The organism is Serratia sp. 3ACOL1 (assembly GCF_003668775.1).
GTDB lineage: Bacteria > Pseudomonadota > Gammaproteobacteria > Enterobacterales > Enterobacteriaceae > Chania > Chania fonticola.
The window spans coordinates 67450-86486 of the sequence record NZ_CP033055.1; the positions used below are offsets into that span (position 1 = coordinate 67450).

Sequence of the window (19037 nt, forward strand, 5' to 3'; positions counted from 1 at the left end):
AGCCTTGATGGGCAAACTTTTCACTGAATAACGCTTTTTTACCCAGCTTTGAGATTTTTACCGTTCGATAGTTCTGCCACTCACCCAGCAGCACCGGCTCGATAGCCTGAAAATGTTACGTTCCGTTGCATTATTGGCACTTGAACGACTTGAGGATCTCTAGTTTGTGTGATGTTATATTATTACACTTGTGTAATCCTTATGGCGATCACCATGCTGCCTTTCCTTCCCGTTACCCTGTTTACCTCAGCCGCGATTTTGCGCTGCACAGCCGTTGGCGTATTGCTGGCCTTACTATGGCTAGCCATTGCGTGGGCGGTTGTGCTGCCATGATAACGTTGCAAAATGCCATCGTGGGTTATGGCCGTACCCCTTTGTTTCCACCGTTATGCGGTTGTTTTGCCGCCGGTTCATTAACGGCGGTGATTGGTGTTAACGGCGCCGGCAAATCTACGTTATTGAAGTCGTTGGCCGGGTTGCATCCGCTGCTGGGCGGCAAGCTACATTTTGCGGGCGGGAAGGCTCCGGCGATGGCCTATTTGCCACAACTGGCGGAGTTGGATCGTCAATTTCCTATTCTGGTTCAGGATTTGGTCGCTATGGGTTGCTGGCCGCAAAGCGGCCTGTTTGGCGGTGTGAATAAATGCTCCATGCAGCAAATTGCAGGTGCGTTGGACACCGTGGGCATGAGTTCCATGGCGCGTGAGGCGGTAGGGGAGTTATCCGGTGGGCAGCTGCAACGCGTACTATTTGCCCGTCTGTTGGTCCAGCAAGCGCCACTAATTTTACTGGATGAGCCCTTCACCGGCATCGATGCGGCAACCACTCAACTTTTGCTGCAGGTCATTGCGCAGTTACACCGGCAGGGAAGAACGGTGATTGCCGTATTGCACGATATGTCTACCGTAGCCAACCATTTCCCCGAAGCGCTGTTGCTCACCCCCGAACGCTGCCATTGGGATAACGCTGAGCGTGTGTTAGCGCATTATTCGACGGCGGCTAATCAGAGGGGGGCCGCGTAATGACGCTACTCCATCTGCTGCTCGATCCTTTTGTCTCTTTCGGATTTATGCGCCGTGCATTGGTTGCCTGCCTGGCAATATCGCTGAGCGCTGCACCACTAGGCGTGTTTTTATTGCTGCGCCGGATGAGCCTGGTGGGTGATGCGCTTTCTCATGCGGTATTACCCGGTGCAGCAATTGGCTATCTGATTTCAGGCATGTCGCTGGTAGCCATGGGCGTAGGGGGATTTATTGCCGGGTTGGCGGTAGCCATGCTGTCCGGACTGGTGAGCCGCAAAACCCCGTTAAAAGAGGACGCCAGCTTTGCGGGTTTCTATCTGGGGTCGCTGGCGTTGGGCGTCACACTGGTCTCTTTGCGCGGATCGAGCGTTGATCTGCTGCACGTATTGTTTGGCTCGATCCTGGCGGTGGATGCGCAGGCGCTTGTTATGGTCGGCATTATCGCCAGTATTTCGCTGATGATGCTGGCAGTGCTGTATCGGGCTCTGGTGATTGAATCCTTTGACAACACTTTTTTACGCGTCAGTGCACCAGGCTCACTGGCGTGGATCCACGGGTTTTTTCTCGCCTTGGTGGTGATCAACCTGGTGGCCGGTTTTCAAATCCTTGGCACCCTGATGTCGGTGGGGCTGATGATGCTACCGGCGACCTGCGCCCGGTTCTGGGCGCGAGATTTGCCACAAACATTGGCCGTGGCGATGGGGATTGGGTTGCTCGCCAGCCTGGTTGGTCTGGAGTGGTCCTACTACGCTTCATTGCCCGCAGGCCCGGCGATTGTCCTCAGCGCCAGCGTGATGTTTTTAATTTCGATTTTGTTTGGGACGCGTGGCGGGATGTTGCGCCGTGCGCGTCATTGAGAAGTGCTATCTGCAAGGAGAAAACATGAAATCTTTACCCATAACGCTGGTGGCAGCTGCTCTGCTCGCCAGCCCGTTAGCGCAGGCGAAAACCGTTGAGGCCGTGGCCAGCTTTTCTATTCTTGGCGATATCGTCAAGCAGGTGGGGGGCGAACATGTGAAGGTCAGTACGCTGGTTGGCCCGGATGGCGATCCGCACAGTTTTGAGCCATCGCCGCAAGACAGCAAGCAACTGGCGCAGGCCGATGTGGTGTTTGTCAGCGGATTGGGGCTTGAAGGTTGGATGGATCGGTTGGTGAAGGCTTCCGGTTATCAGGGGCCGGTGATCACCGCATCCAAAGGGATCGACTCGCGCAGTATGGAAGAAGAGGGCAAACAGGTCACCGATCCACACGCCTGGAACAGCATGAACAATGGCGTGCAGTATGCGACCAACGTGATGAATGCGCTGATTGCTGCAGATCCTGAAGACGCCGCCTATTTCCGCCAACGTGGCGGTGAATATATTCAACAGCTTCAACAGCTCGATGGTTGGGCCAAAGCCCAGTTCGCGGCGGTGCCACAGCAAAAACGCAAGGTGCTGACCAGCCATGATGCTTTCGGCTATTTTGGTCAAGAGTACGGCGTCACCTTCCTTGCCCCGGTCGGTTTTTCTACCGAGGCTGAAGCCAGTGCCAGCGATGTCGCCGGGTTGATCAAGCAGATCAGGCAGGAAAAAGTCCATGCCTACTTTATTGAGAACCAAACGGATCCGCGTTTGGTGCGGCAGATCGCGGCGGCAACGGGGGCGAAAGCGGGAGGTGAGCTGTATCCTGAAGCACTATCCAAACCGCAAGGCCCGGCGGCCAGCTATGTGCAGGCATTCAAACACAACGTCGAGGCCATTGTTAGCAGCATGAAGTAGATTTTATGCCCACCGCGTGCGGTGGGCTTTTCTCTTTGCAGTGGCATTTGGCAATAAAAAAAGCCCCGTTGAGCAGCAACGGGGCTTTGGCTACTAATGACACTTTGGCTTAACGTTTCTTCTTACGTCCCTGTACCGCTTTAAAACGCGGGTTGGACTTACAAATTACAAAGATGCGGCCATGGCGGCGCACAACCTTGCAATCCGGATGGCGTTTCTTCGCCGAACGCAGTGAACTCAATACTTGCATCATCAACCCCGATTACTTTCTGCTGTTAACCAAATGGCCAAACCGCTGCTGGAAGCGCGCGGTACTGCCTTCTTTTGAGAACTCTTTCTGCTTGCCGGTGTAGTAAGGATGCGAAGCGGAAGAGACGTCTATGGTGACGTAGGGCCAGCTTTTACCCTCAAGCTCGATAGTGCGATCGGTTTTGATGGTCGACCCCACCTTGAAGTAGGTATCGGCGCTGAGATCGTGAAATACCACGGTACGGTAGTCTGGATGGATGCCTGTTTTCATGATGCTCTCAAGTGTTATGTTATACTATAACAATTATTATGCACCTCTCTGGGATCGGGATCAACCCCCAAAATAGCGTTAATCAGAGTTGGACTTATTGGCTAAATGGCAGGCAAAAAAAAGGCCGCTTGCGCGGCCTTGGTTGTCAGCAGGAAAGCATCAGTGATGCTTAACCGGATGGGCGTGTTCCAGATCTTCAGTCTTTTTGCTGAAGCGGCGGCGAACCACCACGAAGAACACCGGTACAAAGAAGATTGCCAAGACGGTAGCTGTCACCATCCCGCCCATTACGCCGGTACCTACCGCGTTCTGAGCGCCAGAGCCTGCGCCGCTGCTGATAACCAGCGGCATAACCCCGAGGATAAAGGCCAGTGATGTCATCAGGATTGGACGCAGACGCATACGCACCGCTTCCAACGTTGATTCGATCAGCCCTTTACCTTCTTTATCCATCAGGTCCTTGGCGAATTCTACGATTAATATCGCGTTCTTCGCCGACAACCCAATGGTTGTCAACAGGCCTACCTGGAAGTAAACGTCGTTTTCCAGCCCGCGCATGGTCGCGGCCAACAGGGCACCGATGACGCCCAAAGGCACAACCAACATAACGGAGAACGGAATCGACCAGCTCTCATACAGAGCCGCCAGACACAGGAACACCACGATCAGTGAGATGGCGTACAGTGACGGAGCCTGGTTACCGGACAGACGCTCTTGATAGGACATACCGGTCCAGTCATAGCCGACGCCGTTTGGCAGTTTCGCCGCCAGCTCTTCCATCATGTCCATCGCTTCACCGGTACTCTTACCCGGTGCTGCCTGGCCGAGGATTTCCATCGATGGCAGGCCGTTGTAACGTTCCAGACGCGGTGAACCATATTCCCATTTCGCCGTGGCGAAGGAGGAGAACGGTACCATCTGCCCGGTGCTACCACGAACAAACCAGTTATCAATATCATTCGGCAGCATACGGAACGGGGCATCAGCCTGTACGTAAACCTTCTTCACACGACCGCGGTCGATAAAGTCGTTCACATACGAGCCACCCAGCGCAGTGCCGATGGTGGTATTAATATCGCTCAGGGAAACACCCAGCGTCTGTGCTTTCTCCTGATCGATGATCAGTTTGAACTGAGGCGTGTCTTCCAAGCCGTTCGGGCGCACGCCGACCAGCAAATCAGGATGCTCTGCTGCCATGCCCAACAGCTGGTTACGTGCTGCTGTCAGTTTTTCATGACCCAGGTTAGCCTGATCGATCAACTGGAAGTCGAAGCCGGTCGCCGTCCCCAGTTCCACAATCGCTGGCAGGTTAAAGGCAAATACCAAGCCGTCTTTAATCTGCGAGAAAGCTCCCATTGCACGGGCAGCAATTGCCGGCACCTTGTTCTCTTCACCTTTACGCTCAGACCAGTCTTTCAGGCTGACAAACGCCAAACCGGTGTTCTGACCCTGGCCGCTGAAGCCGAAACCATTAACGGTGAACACCGAGTTAATGTTGTCGCCTTCTTTCTCGTGGTAGTAGCGGTTAACTTCGTCCAGGACTTTCTGGGTACGTTCCTGAGTGGCACCCGCTGGCATTTGCACCATGGTCAGCAGGATGCCCTGATCTTCGTCCGGCAGGAACGAGGAAGGCAAGCGCATGAACAGTACTGCCATACCAACCACGATCAGCAGGTAGATCACCAGATAACGCCCGGTGCTACGCAGAATGTTCGCTACGCTATCGGTATAGTGATGGGTGCTCTTCTCAAACAGGCGGTTGAACCAGCCAAAGAAGCCGGTCTTGATGCCGTGATCGCCTTTCGGGATCGGTTTGAGCATGGTGGCACACAGCGCAGGCGTCAGGATCAACGCGACCAATACCGACAGCACCATGGCGGAAACGATGGTAATCGAGAACTGGCGATAGATTGCCCCGGTTGACCCACCGAAGAAGGCCATCGGGATAAATACCGCTGACAGCACCATGGCGATACCCACCAATGCGCCCTGGATCTGTTCCATCGATTTCTTGGTGGCTTCTTTTGGCGGCAGGCCTTCTTCGGCCATGACACGCTCAACGTTTTCTACCACCACGATGGCGTCATCCACCAGCAGGCCTATCGCCAACACCATGCCGAACATCGTCAGGGTGTTTATCGAGAAGCCAAACATTGCCAGGATGGCGAACGTCCCCAGCAATACTACCGGCACGGCGATCGTTGGGATCAGCGTAGCGCGGAAGTTCTGCAGGAACAGATACATCACCAGGAACACCAGGATGATCGCTTCAATCAGGGTTTTTACCACTTCGTTAATGGAAATCTTAACGAACGGCGTGGTGTCATAAGGGTAAACAACTTTCAGACTTGCAGGGAAGAACGGTTCCAGTTTGGCCAGTTCTGCCTTGACTTCTGACGCCGTGTTCAGGGCGTTGGCACCGGTTGCCAGCTTGATACCGATACCGGCAGCAGGCTTACCGTTATAACGAGCAATAACGTTGTAGCTTTCACCGCCCAGTTCAACTTTGGCCACATCACTCAGACGCACCTGCGAACCGTCCGGGTTGACTTTCAGCTGGATCTTGCTGAATTCTTCCGGCGAGGTCAGGCGGGTTTGCGCGATGATCGAGGCGTTCAACTGTTGGCCTTTCACCGGGGGAGTCCCACCGAGCTGGCCTGCAGCAACCTGGTTGTTCTGAACCTTGATCGCAGCGATAACATCGCCCGGGGTCAGTTGGTAGTTGTTCAGTTTGTTGGGATCAAGCCAGATACGCATCGCGTACTGGGCACCGAACAGTTGAACGTCACCCACACCAGAGGTACGGCTGATAGGATCCTTGATGTTGGAACCTACATAGTCCGCGATATCCTCTTGCGTCATGCTGCCATCTTCGGAAATAAAGCCCGCTACCATCAGGAAGCTGCTGCTTGATTTCTCAACGCTAACGCCTTGTTGCTGTACTTCTTGTGGCAGCAGCGGCATTGCCAGCTGCAGCTTGTTCTGTACCTGTACCTGAGCGATATCAGGGTCGGTACCAGAGTTGAAGGTCAACGTAATCTGGACGTTACCGGACGAATCACTGTTGGAGGACATGTACAGCAGGTTATCGATACCGTTCATATTCTGTTCGATAACCTGCGTCACGGTATCCTGCACCGTTTTGGCGTCAGCGCCCGGGTAGTTGGCGGCGATCGTGACTGCTGGTGGCGCAATGGTCGGATATTGCGCAATAGGCAGCTTCATGATCGACAAGATGCCCGCCAACATGATGATGATGGCGATTACCCATGCAAATATGGGGCGATCTATAAAGAACTTAGCCATGTATTACCGGCTCCTTTTTATGACTTCTTCTCGGGTTCAGACGCAGTCTGTGGCTTGCTATCAGCTTCTTGCGCTTTCACCTGAACGCCAGGCCTGATTTTTTGCAGGCCGGTGACAATCACGCGATCGCCCGGTTTCAAACCAGCCGTCACCAACCACTTGTCGCCAATCGCCTGCGCGGCGGTCAGCGTACGTACTTCCACTTTATCGTCCGCACCTACAACCATCGCGGTAGCTTCGCCACGCGGGTTACGGGTGACACCCTGTTGTGGAACCAGCAAGGCATCGGTACGTACGCCTTCGTCCAGACGGGCGCGTACGAACATACCTGGCAGCAAGGCATCGTTCGGGTTAGGGAAAATGGCACGAATAGTGATGGAACCGGTGGTTTCATCCACGGTCACGTCAGAGAATTCCAACGAACCTTCTTGTGCATATTCCTGGCCGTTTTCCAGCAGCAGCTTCACTTTGGCCTTGCCGTTTTCCTGTTTCAGGGTGCCGTTAGCCAATTCCTGTTTCAGGCGCAGATAGTCATTGCTTGACTGGGTCACGTCGACATACATCGGATCCAGTTGTTGCACGGTAGACAGCGCATTGGCCTGACCGGAAGTCACCAGTGCCCCTTCGGTTACCGATGAAAGGCCGATACGACCAGAGATTGGGGAAGTCACTTTGGTGTAAGCCAGGTTGATACGGGCGGTTTCCACGGCGGCCTTGGCAGCGACCACGGAAGCGTTAGCCTGCATCAGGGTAGAGTTGGCATTATCGAAGTCTTGCTTACTGATGTAGCTAGTACCCAGCAAAGGCTTGTAACGGTTGACTGTCAGACGCGCGATTTCTGCTGCGGCCTGGGCTTTGGCCAGGTCGCCTTTGGCACTGTCATAAGCGGCTTGATAGGTCGCTGGATCGATTTGATACAGTGAAACACCCGCCTTGATGTCGCTGCCTTCAGTAAAGTTGCGTTTCAGGATGATGCCACTAACCTGAGGGCGAACTTCGGCGATGCGGTATGCTGCGGTACGACCAGGAAGATCGGTAGTAATATTGAGAGGTTCAGCCTTCAGCGTCACCACACCCACGGCAGGAGCCGGGTGTTGGGCCTGTTGCTGGGTTTCTTTATCATTACATCCTGTAAGCACTAAGCTGCCTGAAAGCATCAGAACTGCCGCCAGAGGCGTTAACCCTCTGTTTTTGTTCATAGAAAAACCTCAAGTGTCCGATTTCAAATTGATCAATGGATCACAAGCTTTAAAACCCATTGCTGCGTTAATTTTATCTGCGTGCTATGGTACATACATTCGCGAATGTATGTAAATCACACTCCCTGTAAAAAACAACAGCATGGCACGAAAAACCAAACAGCAGGCGCAAGAAACACGACAGCAGATCCTTGACGCTGCGGTGAGGGAATTCTCTGAACGTGGCGTATCAGCAACCTCACTGACAGATATCGCCACCGCTGCAGGGGTGACACGTGGTGCAATTTACTGGCACTTCAAGAACAAGGTAGACCTGTTTAATGAAGTTTGGGAGCTCTCAGAATCGAAAATAGGCGATCTGGAGTTAGAGTATCAGGCAAAGTATCCCGATAATCCACTGCGTATTTTAAGAGAAATTCTGATTTATATTCTGACCGCTACGGTAGATGACTGTCGGCGCCGGGCATTGATGGAGATCGTGTTCCACAAATGCGAATTTATCGGCGAAATGATGCCGTTACATGACGCTCGCAAGGTGCTTTACCTTGAAGGTTATGATCGTATCGAACGCGTTTTACGCAATAGCATGGATCAGGGGCAACTCCCAGCCGATCTGCATACCCGCCGGGCCGCAATCATCCTGCGTGCTTACATCACCGGCCTGATGGAGAACTGGCTGTTTATGCCGGAAAGCTTTGACCTCAAAGCCGAGGCGAGTATCTTGGTCGACAGCTTCCTCGAAATGGCGCAGCTTAGCCCTTCTTTACGTGTGAACGCGCCAGTCCTGTAGACCTCGATAAGGAGAATCCCAATGTCATCTCTGTTACTGATTGCCAACGGTGCGGCTTATGGCCAGGAATCGTTATTCAATGCGCTACGTCTGGCGATCACCCTGAAAGAACAGCAGCCCGAGCTGCAGTTGAAACTGTTTTTGATGTCCGATGCGGTCGTGGCGGGCATAGCCGGGCAGCAGCCGCGTGAAGGCTATCATTTGCAGCAGATGCTGGAGATTCTGACGGCGCAGCAGGTGCCGGTCAAACTGTGCAAAACCTGTGCCGATGCCCGTGGCGTCAGCCAACTGAAGCTGGCCGATGGCGTAGAAATTGGCACGCTGGTGGAATTGGCCCAGTGGACGTTGGCGGCAGAGAAAGTGCTGACTTTCTGATCCCCTGCGGTTCATCAACTGCAACGCTTTTCTTATTCATTGCTGACCTGCGATCGTGATAACCTTGACGCTTCATTGTTAAACCGACGTTAAATCATGAGTCGCAGGCGTATTCTCCCCGTAGTCCAAACTGTTTCCTTGTCTTACGCGGCGGATAAATTCCGCATTATTACGCTATGGTTTTTGTTGTTGGCGGCGCTGGTTCTGCCTTTGGGCGCGTTCGCGGCACAGAGCGGCGACCTCCCTGCGCGCAGTGACATTCAGAGCCAGATAGAGGCGCTGAACAAGCAAAAAAACCTGACGCCGGTTGAAAAACTATCCCTGCAGGATTTAACCCGCACGATGGAGTTGCTGGACGGCCTCGATCGCACCAAGCAAGAGCTCAATCAGCTTAAACAGCAGGTTCAGCAGGCACCGGCCAAATTACAGCAGGTCACGCGCGATCTGGAATCGCTGAAGAACCCGGCTGATGAAGCGGTGACGCGAGCCGAACTGTTGCCGCTGTCCCTGCGTCAGTTGGAAAGCCGCCTGTACCAAACGTTGGACGAACTGCAGGACACGCAAGAAAGCCTCTCCACCTACAACAGCCAACTCATCTCATTACAGACCCAGCCCGAACGTGTGCAAAGTAGTATGTACACCGCCTCCCAGCGCCTGCAGGAAATCCGTAATCTCCTTAGCGATCGCGCGCCGGGGCAAGAGGTGTTACGCAACACCCAACAGGTCATGCTTACTACGGAGCAGGTGTTGCTGAATGACGAGATAGACCTGCAACGAAGAAGGTTGGAGGCTAATACCACGCTACAGGATCTGCTCCAGAAGCAGCGCGATTACACCACTATGAACATCGACGCCCTGGATCGTCGGGTGCAGGTATTACAGGATGTGGTAAACAGCAAACGGCTGACGTTGTCGGAAAAAACGGCGAAAGAGGCGCAGAATCCGGAGGATGCCAGCGATATCCAGAGCGACAAGCTGGTGAGCAAAGAGCTGAACATCAACCGCCAAATCAGCCAGCGGCTGATCACCGCCACGCAAGAGAGTAATACCCTGTTCCAGCAAAATATTCAGGTGAAAAACTGGCTCGATCGCGGCCTGCAATCGGAACAAAACCTGAAAGAGCAGATCCAGGTGTTGAAGGGGAGCCTGGTGCTGTCGCGCATTCTTTATCAGCAGCAGCAAAACCTGCCGCCGGGTACATTGGTAGCGGATATGAGTACTCATATTGCGGACTTACGGTTGGAGCAGTTTGAGATCAACCAGCAGCGCGATGAGTTGTTCAAGGGCGATGACTTCATCAACAAACTGGTGGCGGACAGTAAGGAAAAGGCCAACGGTGACGTGCTTGACGCCTTGAATGAAATTGTCGATATGCGTCGTGAGCTGCTCGATCAACTGAATAAACAGCTCAATAACCAACTGTCGTTGGCTATCAACCTGCAGATTAATCAGCAGCAACTGACCAGCGTCTATAGCTCGGTACAGGACACGCTGACCCAGCAGATTTTCTGGGTTAACAGCAACAAACCTATCGATTTCGCCTGGCTCAAGGGGCTGCCCGGCGCGGTGAAAGAACAACTGGCTGGGCTGGATTTTAAATTCGAACCCGGGCAGTTGCTGTTAGGCGGGCTGCATGCCCTGGTGTTCCTGATCCCATTGCTGGTAGTGATTGGCCTACTGCGCTGGCGCTACCGCCTGATTGACAGGCATCTGCAAAAGCTGGCCAATGACGTCGGCCAGCTAAAGCGCGATAGCCAACTGCATACGCCGAAAGCCATTCTGCTCACCTTATTAAAGGTGTTACCGGGTTCTTTACTGCTGCTCGGTGCCGGGTTCTGGTTCTATCGGGCCGATTTCAGCATCAGCGACTTTATCTGGGCCTTGTCACAACAGCTGGCGCTGTTCTGGCTGGTGTTTGGCTTCACTTTCCGCATGCTGGCTCCGGGGGGGATTTCGCAGCGGCATTTTAATATCCCGGCCGATCGCTGTGCGCACTATCGCCGCCAGACCCTCAGGTTGGGGCTTGCCCTGTTACCGCTGATCTTCTGGTCAGTGCTGGGAGAAAAAGCACCGCTAAGATTGGTCGAAGATGTTATTGGCCAGGTGGTGGTGATCCTGACATTGGCGCTATTAGCGGTGCTGGTGTTCCCCATCTGCCGCGACCATTGGCGTGAAAAAGACTCCCATAAGGTGCGGTTGCTGATGGTCACCGCGCTGGCTGCCACACCGGTGATCCTGCTAGGGCTGATGTTTGCCGGTTACTTCTATACCACGTTACGTTTGGCTGGCCGTTGGATCGATAGCCTGTATCTGTACTTCCTGTGGAATATCGTTTATCTGGCAGCGATCCGTGGCCTGAGCGTCGCAGCTCGTCGGTTGGCCTATCGCCGTGCCCTGGCGCGCCGCCAAAACCAGGCCAAAGAGAAAGAGGGAGCCGAAGGCAACGAGCCGGTAGAGGAACCCCCTCTGGCGCTGGATCAAATCAACCAGCAGTCGCTGCGTTTGACCACCATGGTGTTGTTTCTGATCTTCGCCAGTGCGTTTTATGCGATATGGTCGGATCTGGTAACGGTGATCTCTTACCTCGACAGCGTTACCCTATGGCATTACTCCAGCAGTGTGGCGGGCAGTGTGATACCGCAGGCGGTAACGCTGGGCAATATGATGGTGGCCGTCCTGGCGGTGATCGTCGCTTATGTCATGACGCGTAACCTGCCGGGTTTACTGGAAGTGCTGGTGTTATCCCGCCTGCAGTTGCGACAGGGGGCGTCTTACGCCATCACCACCATTCTGACCTATCTGATCACGGCGGTGGGGACCATCACTGCGTTAGGATCGCTGGGCGTCTCTTGGGACAAACTCCAGTGGCTGGTGGCGGCGCTGTCGGTAGGTTTGGGCTTCGGTTTACAGGAAATTTTTGCCAACTTTGTTTCCGGCCTGATCATCCTGTTTGAACGCCCGGTGCGGATCGGCGATACCATCACCATCGGCACGTACTCCGGGACGGTCAGCAAGATCCGTATTCGCGCCACCACCATTACGGACTTTGATCGCAAAGAAGTGATCATCCCTAACAAAGCGTTTGTCACCGAGCGGCTGATTAACTGGTCACTGTCAGACACCATTACCCGCGTGCTGATTAAAGTGGGGGTGGCCTATGGCTCCGATCTGGACAAGGTCAAGGCGGTGCTGTTGCAAGCCGCGCATGAAAACCCGCGCGTGATGACGGATCCTGAGCCGATGGTCTTTTTCCTCAACTTTGGCGCGAGCACGCTGGATCATGAGCTGCGGTTATACGTGCGTGAGCTGCGCGATCGTAGCTATACCGTGGATGAACTGAACCGGGCGATTGACCGCCTATGCCGTGAGAACGACATTAATATCGCCTTCAACCAGTTGGAAGTGTATCTGCATAATCAGCAGGGCAACGAAGTGCAGGAGGTCAAGCGGACGCAGGTTCCAGGCATCGGTGATCAACCCGCGGTGTAGGAACCTGACAAGAACGCTAGCGGGCCAAGATCATTGGCCCGCGGGCAAATACGGTGAGGTGATGCCCGCACGCTGCATCTTTTCCTGATAGTCTTTTCTGACGATATCCAGCGCGGCCAGCGCCGTTGCCGGATCGATCTCGTTGCATTCCAGCAGGTAAATCAAGTCTACCGCCAGTTGTAATTCTGGGGTGGCATTCTCTAGCGACATAAGTCCAACGTTTGTGTTAGTAAAGGGTTCTTCCCGTGTTTTAAACGCGGGAGAGACGAGATTGTGCTTTGGCTGAGTATAGTGAACCTGGCGCGGGGAGGGGAATAATCATTAAAATAATGTGACAAATATTCAAAAACCGTTTTCTTTTCTCTCAATACTACGCTCTATGCGCGCCAACGCTTGCCGACAACGCACTAATCTGCCCTCGAATGCGGCCAGTTCTTGTTGTAATTTCTTCTGCGCGGCGAAGGTGGTCTGTTGCCCTAACAGACTTTCACGGTCCTGGATCATGGCTATCAGGCGGCGCTCATAGTCCTGATGTTCGGCGAGCTTATGGTACAAATCGACCACCGCCACTTCCTTTGGCTGATTTTTACGCCGTATTGTCTGGGTCGCCATCTCGCGCTGTAACGCGGTGAGCTGTGCCACCAGCTTTTCTGCCAGAAAGGCGACGTGAGCGGTACGGTTGTCTTTTACCGCCGTTTGTAGCTGGGCAAAGTTCTTTTGTATCTCGGCCAGATAATCTCGTAACCGCGTGCCGTGGTTGGAGAACAGGGCAACGTCAAACCGCGCCTGCGAGATAGGGGTATCACCTCGCGGTTGGATTTCGCTGGCCAGGGCGGCGATCTGTTGTTCAAGCGCCTGTAATAAGCGGTGCGTAGTCACGTGAGATCCTTCGATAAGGCAGTAAGTGCCTAAGCTTGCCCGTGAAAGGGCGATCAGACAAGCTCCGGATGGATAAAGCCGCCAACTGGCAGCATTATGGCCAAGGATGCTACAGTAAACGGGCCATCATGATAGGTAAGGACAGGCATGACTCGTTGGTTGTTGATTATACTGGGTTGGTTAGCCGTGGTGCTGGCAACGTTGGGCGTGGTGCTGCCACTGCTGCCAACGACCCCATTTCTGTTGCTGGCTGCCTGGTGCTTTGCACGTTCTTCACCGCGTTTTCATCATTGGTTGCTGTATCGCTCCTGGTTCGGTTCTTATTTGCGCCATTGGCAACAGCATAAGGCGTTACCGCCCGGAGCCAAGTGGAAAGCGGTGCTGGTTATTGTACTGACTTTTGCCGCTTCCCTCTGGTTGGTGAACCTTTGGTGGGTGCGAGGTGTACTGCTGGCGATCCTGGTTATTTTGCTGACCTTTATGCTCCGGCTGCCAGTTATTGACCTGCCGCAACAAAAACAGCGCTGATCGTGCGGCGTCAGTTGCATTTATCCGCCTTTTTGCATAGATTTGGGCGTTTTCGTGCGCAGGTTTCCTCCCGCCGTTTTTTTGTTCAAGGCGTGGCAGTTGATGGCCTGTGTGGAAGTTACCAGGAAGTTTTATCAGGCAATAACTATGACCGCGACTGCGCAACAGCTTCAGTATATTAGAGACAGTATCAAAACCATTCCCGACTACCCGAAGCCGGGTATTCTGTTCCGTGATGTGACCAGCCTGTTGGAAAACCCGCTGGCGTATGCTTCCAGTATTGAACTGCTGGTCGAACGTTACCGCGATACGGGCGTCACCAAGGTGGTGGGTACTGAAGCGCGTGGTTTCCTGTTCGGCGCACCGGTAGCGTTGGCGCTGGGCGTTGGCTTTGTGCCGGTACGCAAACCGGGCAAATTGCCGCGTGCAACGCTGAGCGAAAGCTATGAGCTGGAATACGGCACCGACAAGCTGGAAATTCACACCGATGCCATCGTTGCTGGCGACAAAGTACTGGTCGTTGACGATCTGCTGGCCACCGGTGGCACGATCGAAGCCACCGCCACGCTGATCCGCCGTTTGGGTGGTGAAGTGACCGACGCGGCATTTATTATCAATCTGCCGGACCTCGGGGGCGAAACGCGCCTGAATAATCTGGGTATTAATTGCTACTGCCTGCTCGACTTCGCCGGGCATTGATACCTTCGATAGACAACCCCGCGGTTCGCTGCGGGGTTGACGTATAACAGACACATCCCCGCGCGCTCTACTGCCTTCTATCCTCATAATTTCCTTACTGAAAACGCCAATATTTTGGCTCGCGACAACATTTTAACCTGCGGCTTCATATGATAAGGTTCATTCAGGTTTGGTTGAAAAGCGAGCGATTATGAAAAAAAACAGCAAACTCAATTTACACGATGCGGTATTCAAACAGTTTCTAATGCACCCAGGGACAGCACAGGATTTCCTCGAAATCCATCTGCCAGCAGAACTACGTAAGATTTGCGACCTCAGCACTCTGAAGCTTGAATCCGGTTCTTTTGTTGAGGACGATCTACGACAGTATTTCAGTGATGTTCTCTATAGCCTGAAAACGACGGCGGGTTATGGGTACATTCATGTACTTATCGAACATCAGTCAACGCCAGATCAACATATGGCCTTCAGGCTGCTGCGTTATGCCATCGCCGCCATGCAGCGTCATCTTGTGGCCGGGCACAAAAAGCTACCACTGGTTATTCCTATACTGTTCTACGCTGGCAAACGTAGCCCGTACCCGTATTCAACCAATTGGTTGCAGGAGTTTGACGCTCCTGAGCTGGCGAAAAAACTCTACGGTGCTGATTTTCCTGTGGTGGATGTCACCGTTATTCCCGATGATGAAATTATGAATCACCGCAGCATGGCCGCACTGACGCTGTTGCAGAAACATATCCACCAACGCGACATCACAGAACTGACCGACCGGCTAGCGACCATCCTGCTGGCGGGATATCTTTCTTCGCAACAGGTGATATCGTTGGTACACTATTTAGTACAGGCTGGCGAAACCGCTGACGCCGAAGCCTTTGTACGCGAGCTGGCACAACGAGTGCCCGAACACGGAGACGAACTAATGACTATCGCACAACAGCTGGAGCAGAAAGGCAGAATTGCAGGTCGAGAAGAGGGCCGAATTGCTGGGCTTGAAGAAGGACGTGAAGAAGGCCGCGAAGAAGGTGTTCTGCTAGGTAAGCTGGACGTCGCTCGTAGCCTACTCAAAATGGGCATGGCTCGTGAGGCCGTGCTTGAGGCAACGGGTTTGACCGAAGACGAGCTGGCCCAGATTCGTCACTAAAACTTTAACGGCTGGCGTTCGTTGGCCGTTTCAACTCGATAGCTCTTCCCTGTCAAACACAGTATAAATTCTTTCAGGTGGTTAACCTTCGCCAAGGTGTTTTCCTGTCATTGACTGGCCACCAAGCTCGCGTCTGGCAGGCATGATGCAAAGTTATAGGAATGACGGCGGGCGTACTGTTACACTAAAGTGTGAGTGTCCATCGGACGATAAAGGGTATCGGTTCAACCTCGGTACCCAGCAGGCTGCTCACATGGCAATGTCCTCGACGTTGTGATGTACTACTTGGGTTGAAATTACTCCATAAATCAGTGATGAAGTCTTAATGAGCTATCAGGTTCTTGCCCGTAAGTGGCGCCCCCAAACGTTTGCAGAGGTTGTCGGACAAGAGCATGTCCTGACGGCGCTGGCTAATGGCCTCTCTCTGGGGCGGATCCATCACGCCTATCTGTTCTCCGGCACGCGCGGCGTGGGTAAAACCACCATTGCGCGGCTGCTGGCCAAAGGTTTGAACTGCGAAACAGGCATCACCGCGACGCCCTGTGGCCAATGTGATAACTGCCGTGAGATTGAGCAGGGGCGCTTTGTCGATCTGATCGAGATCGATGCCGCCTCCAGAACCAAAGTGGAAGATACTCGCGATCTGCTCGATAACGTGCAATACGCCCCGGCGCGTGGCCGTTTCAAGGTTTACCTGATCGATGAAGTCCACATGCTCTCGCGCCACAGCTTCAATGCGTTGCTGAAAACGCTGGAAGAGCCGCCTGCACACGTCAAGTTCCTGCTGGCGACCACCGATCCGCAGAAGCTGCCGGTCACTATTCTTTCCCGCTGCCTGCAATTCCATCTTAAAGCAATGGACGTGGAACAGATCCGCACGCAGTTGGAAACCGTCTTGCTGGCAGAGCACATCACCAGCGATGCCCGCGCGTTGCAACTGCTGGCGCGCGCCGCCGATGGCAGTATGCGTGATGCCCTCAGCCTGACCGACCAGGCGATTGCCATGGGGCAAGGGCAGGTGACGACCGACACCGTCAGCCAGATGCTGGGAACGTTGGATGATGAGCAGCCGCTGGCCATCCTGGAAGCCCTGGTGAGTGCCGACGGTGAAAAAGTAATGGCGCAGGTCGCCCAGGCGGCGTCACGCGGCGTGGATTGGGAAAACCTGCTGGTGGAAACGCTGGCGCTGCTGCACCGCATTGCGATGGTACAACTGCTACCCGCGGTGCTGGATAACCATTACGCTGCCATTGAGCAGCGGTTACGTGAGCTGGCGCGCACCCTGCCGCCAACGGACGTACAGCTTTATTATCAAACCTTGCTGGTTGGCCGCAAAGAGCTGGCCTATGCGCCGGATCGCCGTATGGGCGTTGAGATGACCCTGCTGCGCGCGCTGGCGTTTCACCCCAAAGCGGTGATCCCAGAGCCGGTGGCCATGGTGCAGATCGCGCCCGCACAGCCACAGGGGAATATGGCCGTTGCGCCACCTTCACCCTATCCGGATGCCCCACCTCCCTTAGGGCAGGCTGCGCCGCCGCAGAATACTCAACCAACCAATTTACCGGATGCTACCGCGCAATTACTTAAAGCGCGAACCCAGTTGCTGCGGCAACAGGGGGCATCCACCGCAAAAAAGAATGAGCCGGCGGCGCCAGGAATAGCGCGGCCGGCTAACTCGGCACTAGAGCGTTTAGCCTCGGTAACCGAACGCAGCCAGAAGCGTCAGGCCGAAAAGATCGTGACGGAGAAACCGGCCAAGCCGGAGGCCTATCGCTGGCGCGCGCTTACCGAACCTGAAGCCGCGCCGGAACCGCTGGCCACGCCAAAAGCGTTGCGTACGGCGCTCGAACATGAAAAAACGCCTGAGCTGTCGGCTAAACTGGTGGTTGAGTCCATCGAGCGCGATCCTTGGGCGGCAGAGATCGACCAGCTAAAAATACCGAAACTGGTGCAGCAACTGGCGTTAAACGCCTTTAAGCAGCAGCTGGCACCGGACAGCATTTGTCTCCACCTGCGGTCTTCGCAGCGTCATCTGAATTCGCCTTCGGCGCAGAAGACGCTGGCGCAGGCACTCAGTGAGTTACATGGCCGCACGGTTGAACTCAGCGTGGTGGAAGACGATAATCCGGCGGAGCGGACTCCGCTGGAGTGGCGGCAAGCCATTTATGAAGAAAAACTGGCGCAGGCTCGCCAGTCCATCGTTGCGGATACCAATATCCAGACCCTGCGTCGGTTCTTCGATGCAGATCTGGATGAAGAGAGTATTCGCCCTATTTAACGCGGCGCACGGTGCGCGGCCAATGCTATGAGAGACGACTATGTTTGGTAAAGGCGGTATGGGTAACCTGATGAAGCAAGCCCAGCAAATGCAAGAAAAGATGCAGCAGATGCAGGAAGAAATTGCCAAATTGGAAGTGACTGGTGAATCCGGCGCAGGCCTGGTGAAAGTGACCATCAACGGTGCGCATAACTGCCGCCGGGTAGAAATCGATCCAAGCCTGATGGAAGACGACAAAGAGATGCTGGAAGATCTGATCGCTGCCGCTTTCAATGACGCAGCACGTCGCATCGAAGAAACCCAGAAAGAGAAGATGGCGTCGGTTTCCAGCGGGATGCAGTTGCCGCCAGGCTTTAAGATGCCGTTCTGATGCAAACCAGCCCGCTCCTTGAATCATTGATGGAGGCACTGCGCTGCCTGCCGGGCGTTGGCCCGAAGTCGGCGCAGCGTATGGCGTTCCAACTGCTGCAGCGCGATCGCAGCGGCGGGATGCGGCTGGCACAGGCGCTGACCCGTGCCATGTCGGAGATCGGCCATTGTGCCGATTGCCGTACCTTCACCGAGCAGGATACCTGCACCATCTGCAGTAATGTGCGCCGCCAGCAAAACGGCCAGATTTGCGTAGTGGAGAGCCCGGCGGATATTCACGCCATCGAGCAGACCGGCCAGTTTGCCGGGCGCTACTTTGTGCTGATGGGCCATCTGTCACCGTTAGACGGCATCGGCCCTGGCGATATCGGCCTGGATCGGCTGGAGCAACGGCTGGAGAAGGAAACCATCACCGAAGTGATCCTGGCCACCAACCCGACGGTGGAAGGGGACGCCACGGCCAACTACATCGCCGAGATGTGTGGCCAGTATGGCGTGCTTGCCAGCCGCATTGCCCACGGAGTTCCGGTAGGTGGTGAACTGGAAATGGTGGACGGCACCACGCTGTCACACTCCCTGGCCGGACGCCACGCGATCAAATTCTGATGATTCTGTACGGGGCAGCCCTCTGCCCCGTCATTCAGTTGACAAAAAATTCTCCGCCAGCCGCTTGAAAAACCA

The 19037-nt window shown here is 54.4% G+C and carries 18 protein-coding genes and 1 other annotated feature; of the genes, 12 read left to right on the forward strand and 6 right to left on the reverse strand.

The window, feature by feature from the left end; all coding sequences use genetic code 11:
- Positions 1-329: 329 nt before the first annotated feature.
- The 3 genes from D9980_RS00340 to D9980_RS00350 are packed head-to-tail and all read left to right on the forward strand — an operon-like array spanning position 330 to position 2783.
- Positions 330-1022: a metal ABC transporter ATP-binding protein gene (locus D9980_RS00340; protein WP_121606056.1), complete on the forward strand. Its 693-nt coding sequence runs from the start codon at positions 330-332 to the stop codon at positions 1020-1022.
- A complete protein-coding gene (locus D9980_RS00345; protein WP_121606057.1) occupies positions 1022-1879 on the forward strand; it encodes a metal ABC transporter permease in 858 nt (285 codons plus the stop codon). Before D9980_RS00340 ends, D9980_RS00345 begins: the two co-directional genes overlap by 1 nt.
- A gap of 25 nt (positions 1880-1904) precedes the next feature.
- Positions 1905-2783 (forward strand): metal ABC transporter substrate-binding protein, encoded by an 879-nt coding sequence (locus tag D9980_RS00350; protein WP_121606058.1) that lies wholly within the window; start codon positions 1905-1907, stop codon positions 2781-2783.
- Positions 2784-2892: 109 nt separating this feature from the next.
- Here D9980_RS00350 and ykgO read toward each other — a convergent pair whose 3' ends face one another.
- The 4 genes from ykgO to sdeX all read right to left on the reverse strand — a co-directional run bounded on the left by ykgO (position 2893) and on the right by sdeX (position 7808).
- Positions 2893-3033, reverse strand: a complete 141-nt coding sequence (ykgO, locus tag D9980_RS00355) for a type B 50S ribosomal protein L36 (protein WP_071784952.1) — start codon at positions 3031-3033, stop codon at positions 2893-2895.
- A 12-nt stretch (positions 3034-3045) separates the two neighbouring features.
- The gene (locus tag D9980_RS00360) at positions 3046-3303 is read right to left on the reverse strand and encodes a type B 50S ribosomal protein L31 (protein WP_024484398.1); all 258 of its coding nucleotides are present in this window, start codon (positions 3301-3303) and stop codon (positions 3046-3048) included.
- Positions 3304-3462: 159 nt separating this feature from the next.
- Entirely contained in the window at positions 3463-6609 is a 3147-nt protein-coding gene (acrB, locus tag D9980_RS00365) for a multidrug efflux RND transporter permease subunit AcrB (RefSeq protein ID WP_121606059.1), read from the reverse strand.
- A 17-nt stretch (positions 6610-6626) separates the two neighbouring features.
- Positions 6627-7808, reverse strand: a complete 1182-nt coding sequence (sdeX, locus tag D9980_RS00370) for a multidrug efflux RND transporter periplasmic adaptor subunit SdeX (protein ID WP_121606060.1) — start codon at positions 7806-7808, stop codon at positions 6627-6629.
- Positions 7809-7950: 142 nt separating this feature from the next.
- Here sdeX and acrR point away from each other — a divergent pair, with 142 nt between their 5' ends.
- The 3 genes from acrR to mscK all read left to right on the forward strand — a co-directional run bounded on the left by acrR (position 7951) and on the right by mscK (position 12462).
- Positions 7951-8598: a multidrug efflux transporter transcriptional repressor AcrR gene (gene acrR / locus D9980_RS00375; protein WP_024484401.1), complete on the forward strand. Its 648-nt coding sequence runs from the start codon at positions 7951-7953 to the stop codon at positions 8596-8598.
- A 21-nt stretch (positions 8599-8619) separates the two neighbouring features.
- Positions 8620-8973, forward strand: coding sequence for a DsrE/DsrF/TusD sulfur relay family protein (locus tag D9980_RS00380; protein ID WP_024484402.1), 354 nt, complete (start codon positions 8620-8622; stop codon positions 8971-8973).
- Between the two features lie 96 nt (positions 8974-9069).
- Positions 9070-12462: a mechanosensitive channel MscK gene (gene mscK, locus D9980_RS00385; protein WP_121606061.1), complete on the forward strand. Its 3393-nt coding sequence runs from the start codon at positions 9070-9072 to the stop codon at positions 12460-12462.
- A 30-nt stretch (positions 12463-12492) separates the two neighbouring features.
- Here the strand turns inward: mscK and rsmS are convergent, their stop codons facing one another.
- Together rsmS and priC are read right to left on the reverse strand one after the other, a co-directional pair.
- Positions 12493-12672, reverse strand: a complete 180-nt coding sequence (gene rsmS / locus D9980_RS00390) for a pleiotropic regulatory protein RsmS (RefSeq protein WP_121606062.1) — start codon at positions 12670-12672, stop codon at positions 12493-12495.
- A 132-nt stretch (positions 12673-12804) separates the two neighbouring features.
- Complete coding sequence (priC, locus tag D9980_RS00395) at positions 12805-13341, reverse strand: primosomal replication protein PriC (protein WP_024484404.1); 537 nt, start codon at positions 13339-13341, stop codon at positions 12805-12807.
- A gap of 147 nt (positions 13342-13488) precedes the next feature.
- On the opposite strand from priC, the gene D9980_RS00400 reads away from it, so the two are divergent.
- The 6 genes from D9980_RS00400 to recR all read left to right on the forward strand — a co-directional run bounded on the left by D9980_RS00400 (position 13489) and on the right by recR (position 18962).
- The gene (locus D9980_RS00400) at positions 13489-13869 is read left to right on the forward strand and encodes a DUF454 family protein (protein ID WP_059200032.1); all 381 of its coding nucleotides are present in this window, start codon (positions 13489-13491) and stop codon (positions 13867-13869) included.
- A gap of 147 nt (positions 13870-14016) precedes the next feature.
- Positions 14017-14568, forward strand: a complete 552-nt coding sequence (gene apt / locus D9980_RS00405) for an adenine phosphoribosyltransferase (protein WP_021180126.1) — start codon at positions 14017-14019, stop codon at positions 14566-14568.
- 190 nt (positions 14569-14758) lie between these two features.
- A complete protein-coding gene (locus D9980_RS00410) occupies positions 14759-15709 on the forward strand; it encodes an Rpn family recombination-promoting nuclease/putative transposase (protein WP_121606063.1) in 951 nt (316 codons plus the stop codon).
- A gap of 325 nt (positions 15710-16034) precedes the next feature.
- Positions 16035-17987, forward strand: a complete 1953-nt coding sequence (dnaX, locus tag D9980_RS00415; protein WP_121606064.1) for a DNA polymerase III subunit gamma/tau — start codon at positions 16035-16037, stop codon at positions 17985-17987.
- Positions 17320-17384 (forward strand) — a sequence feature (DnaX frameshifting element). It overlaps the preceding gene by 65 nt.
- A 40-nt stretch (positions 17988-18027) precedes the next feature.
- Positions 18028-18357: a YbaB/EbfC family nucleoid-associated protein gene (locus D9980_RS00420; protein ID WP_021180123.1), complete on the forward strand. Its 330-nt coding sequence runs from the start codon at positions 18028-18030 to the stop codon at positions 18355-18357.
- A complete protein-coding gene (gene recR / locus D9980_RS00425; protein WP_121606065.1) occupies positions 18357-18962 on the forward strand; it encodes a recombination mediator RecR in 606 nt (201 codons plus the stop codon). Before D9980_RS00420 ends, recR begins: the two co-directional genes overlap by 1 nt.
- The last annotated feature ends 75 nt before the right edge of the window (positions 18963-19037 follow it).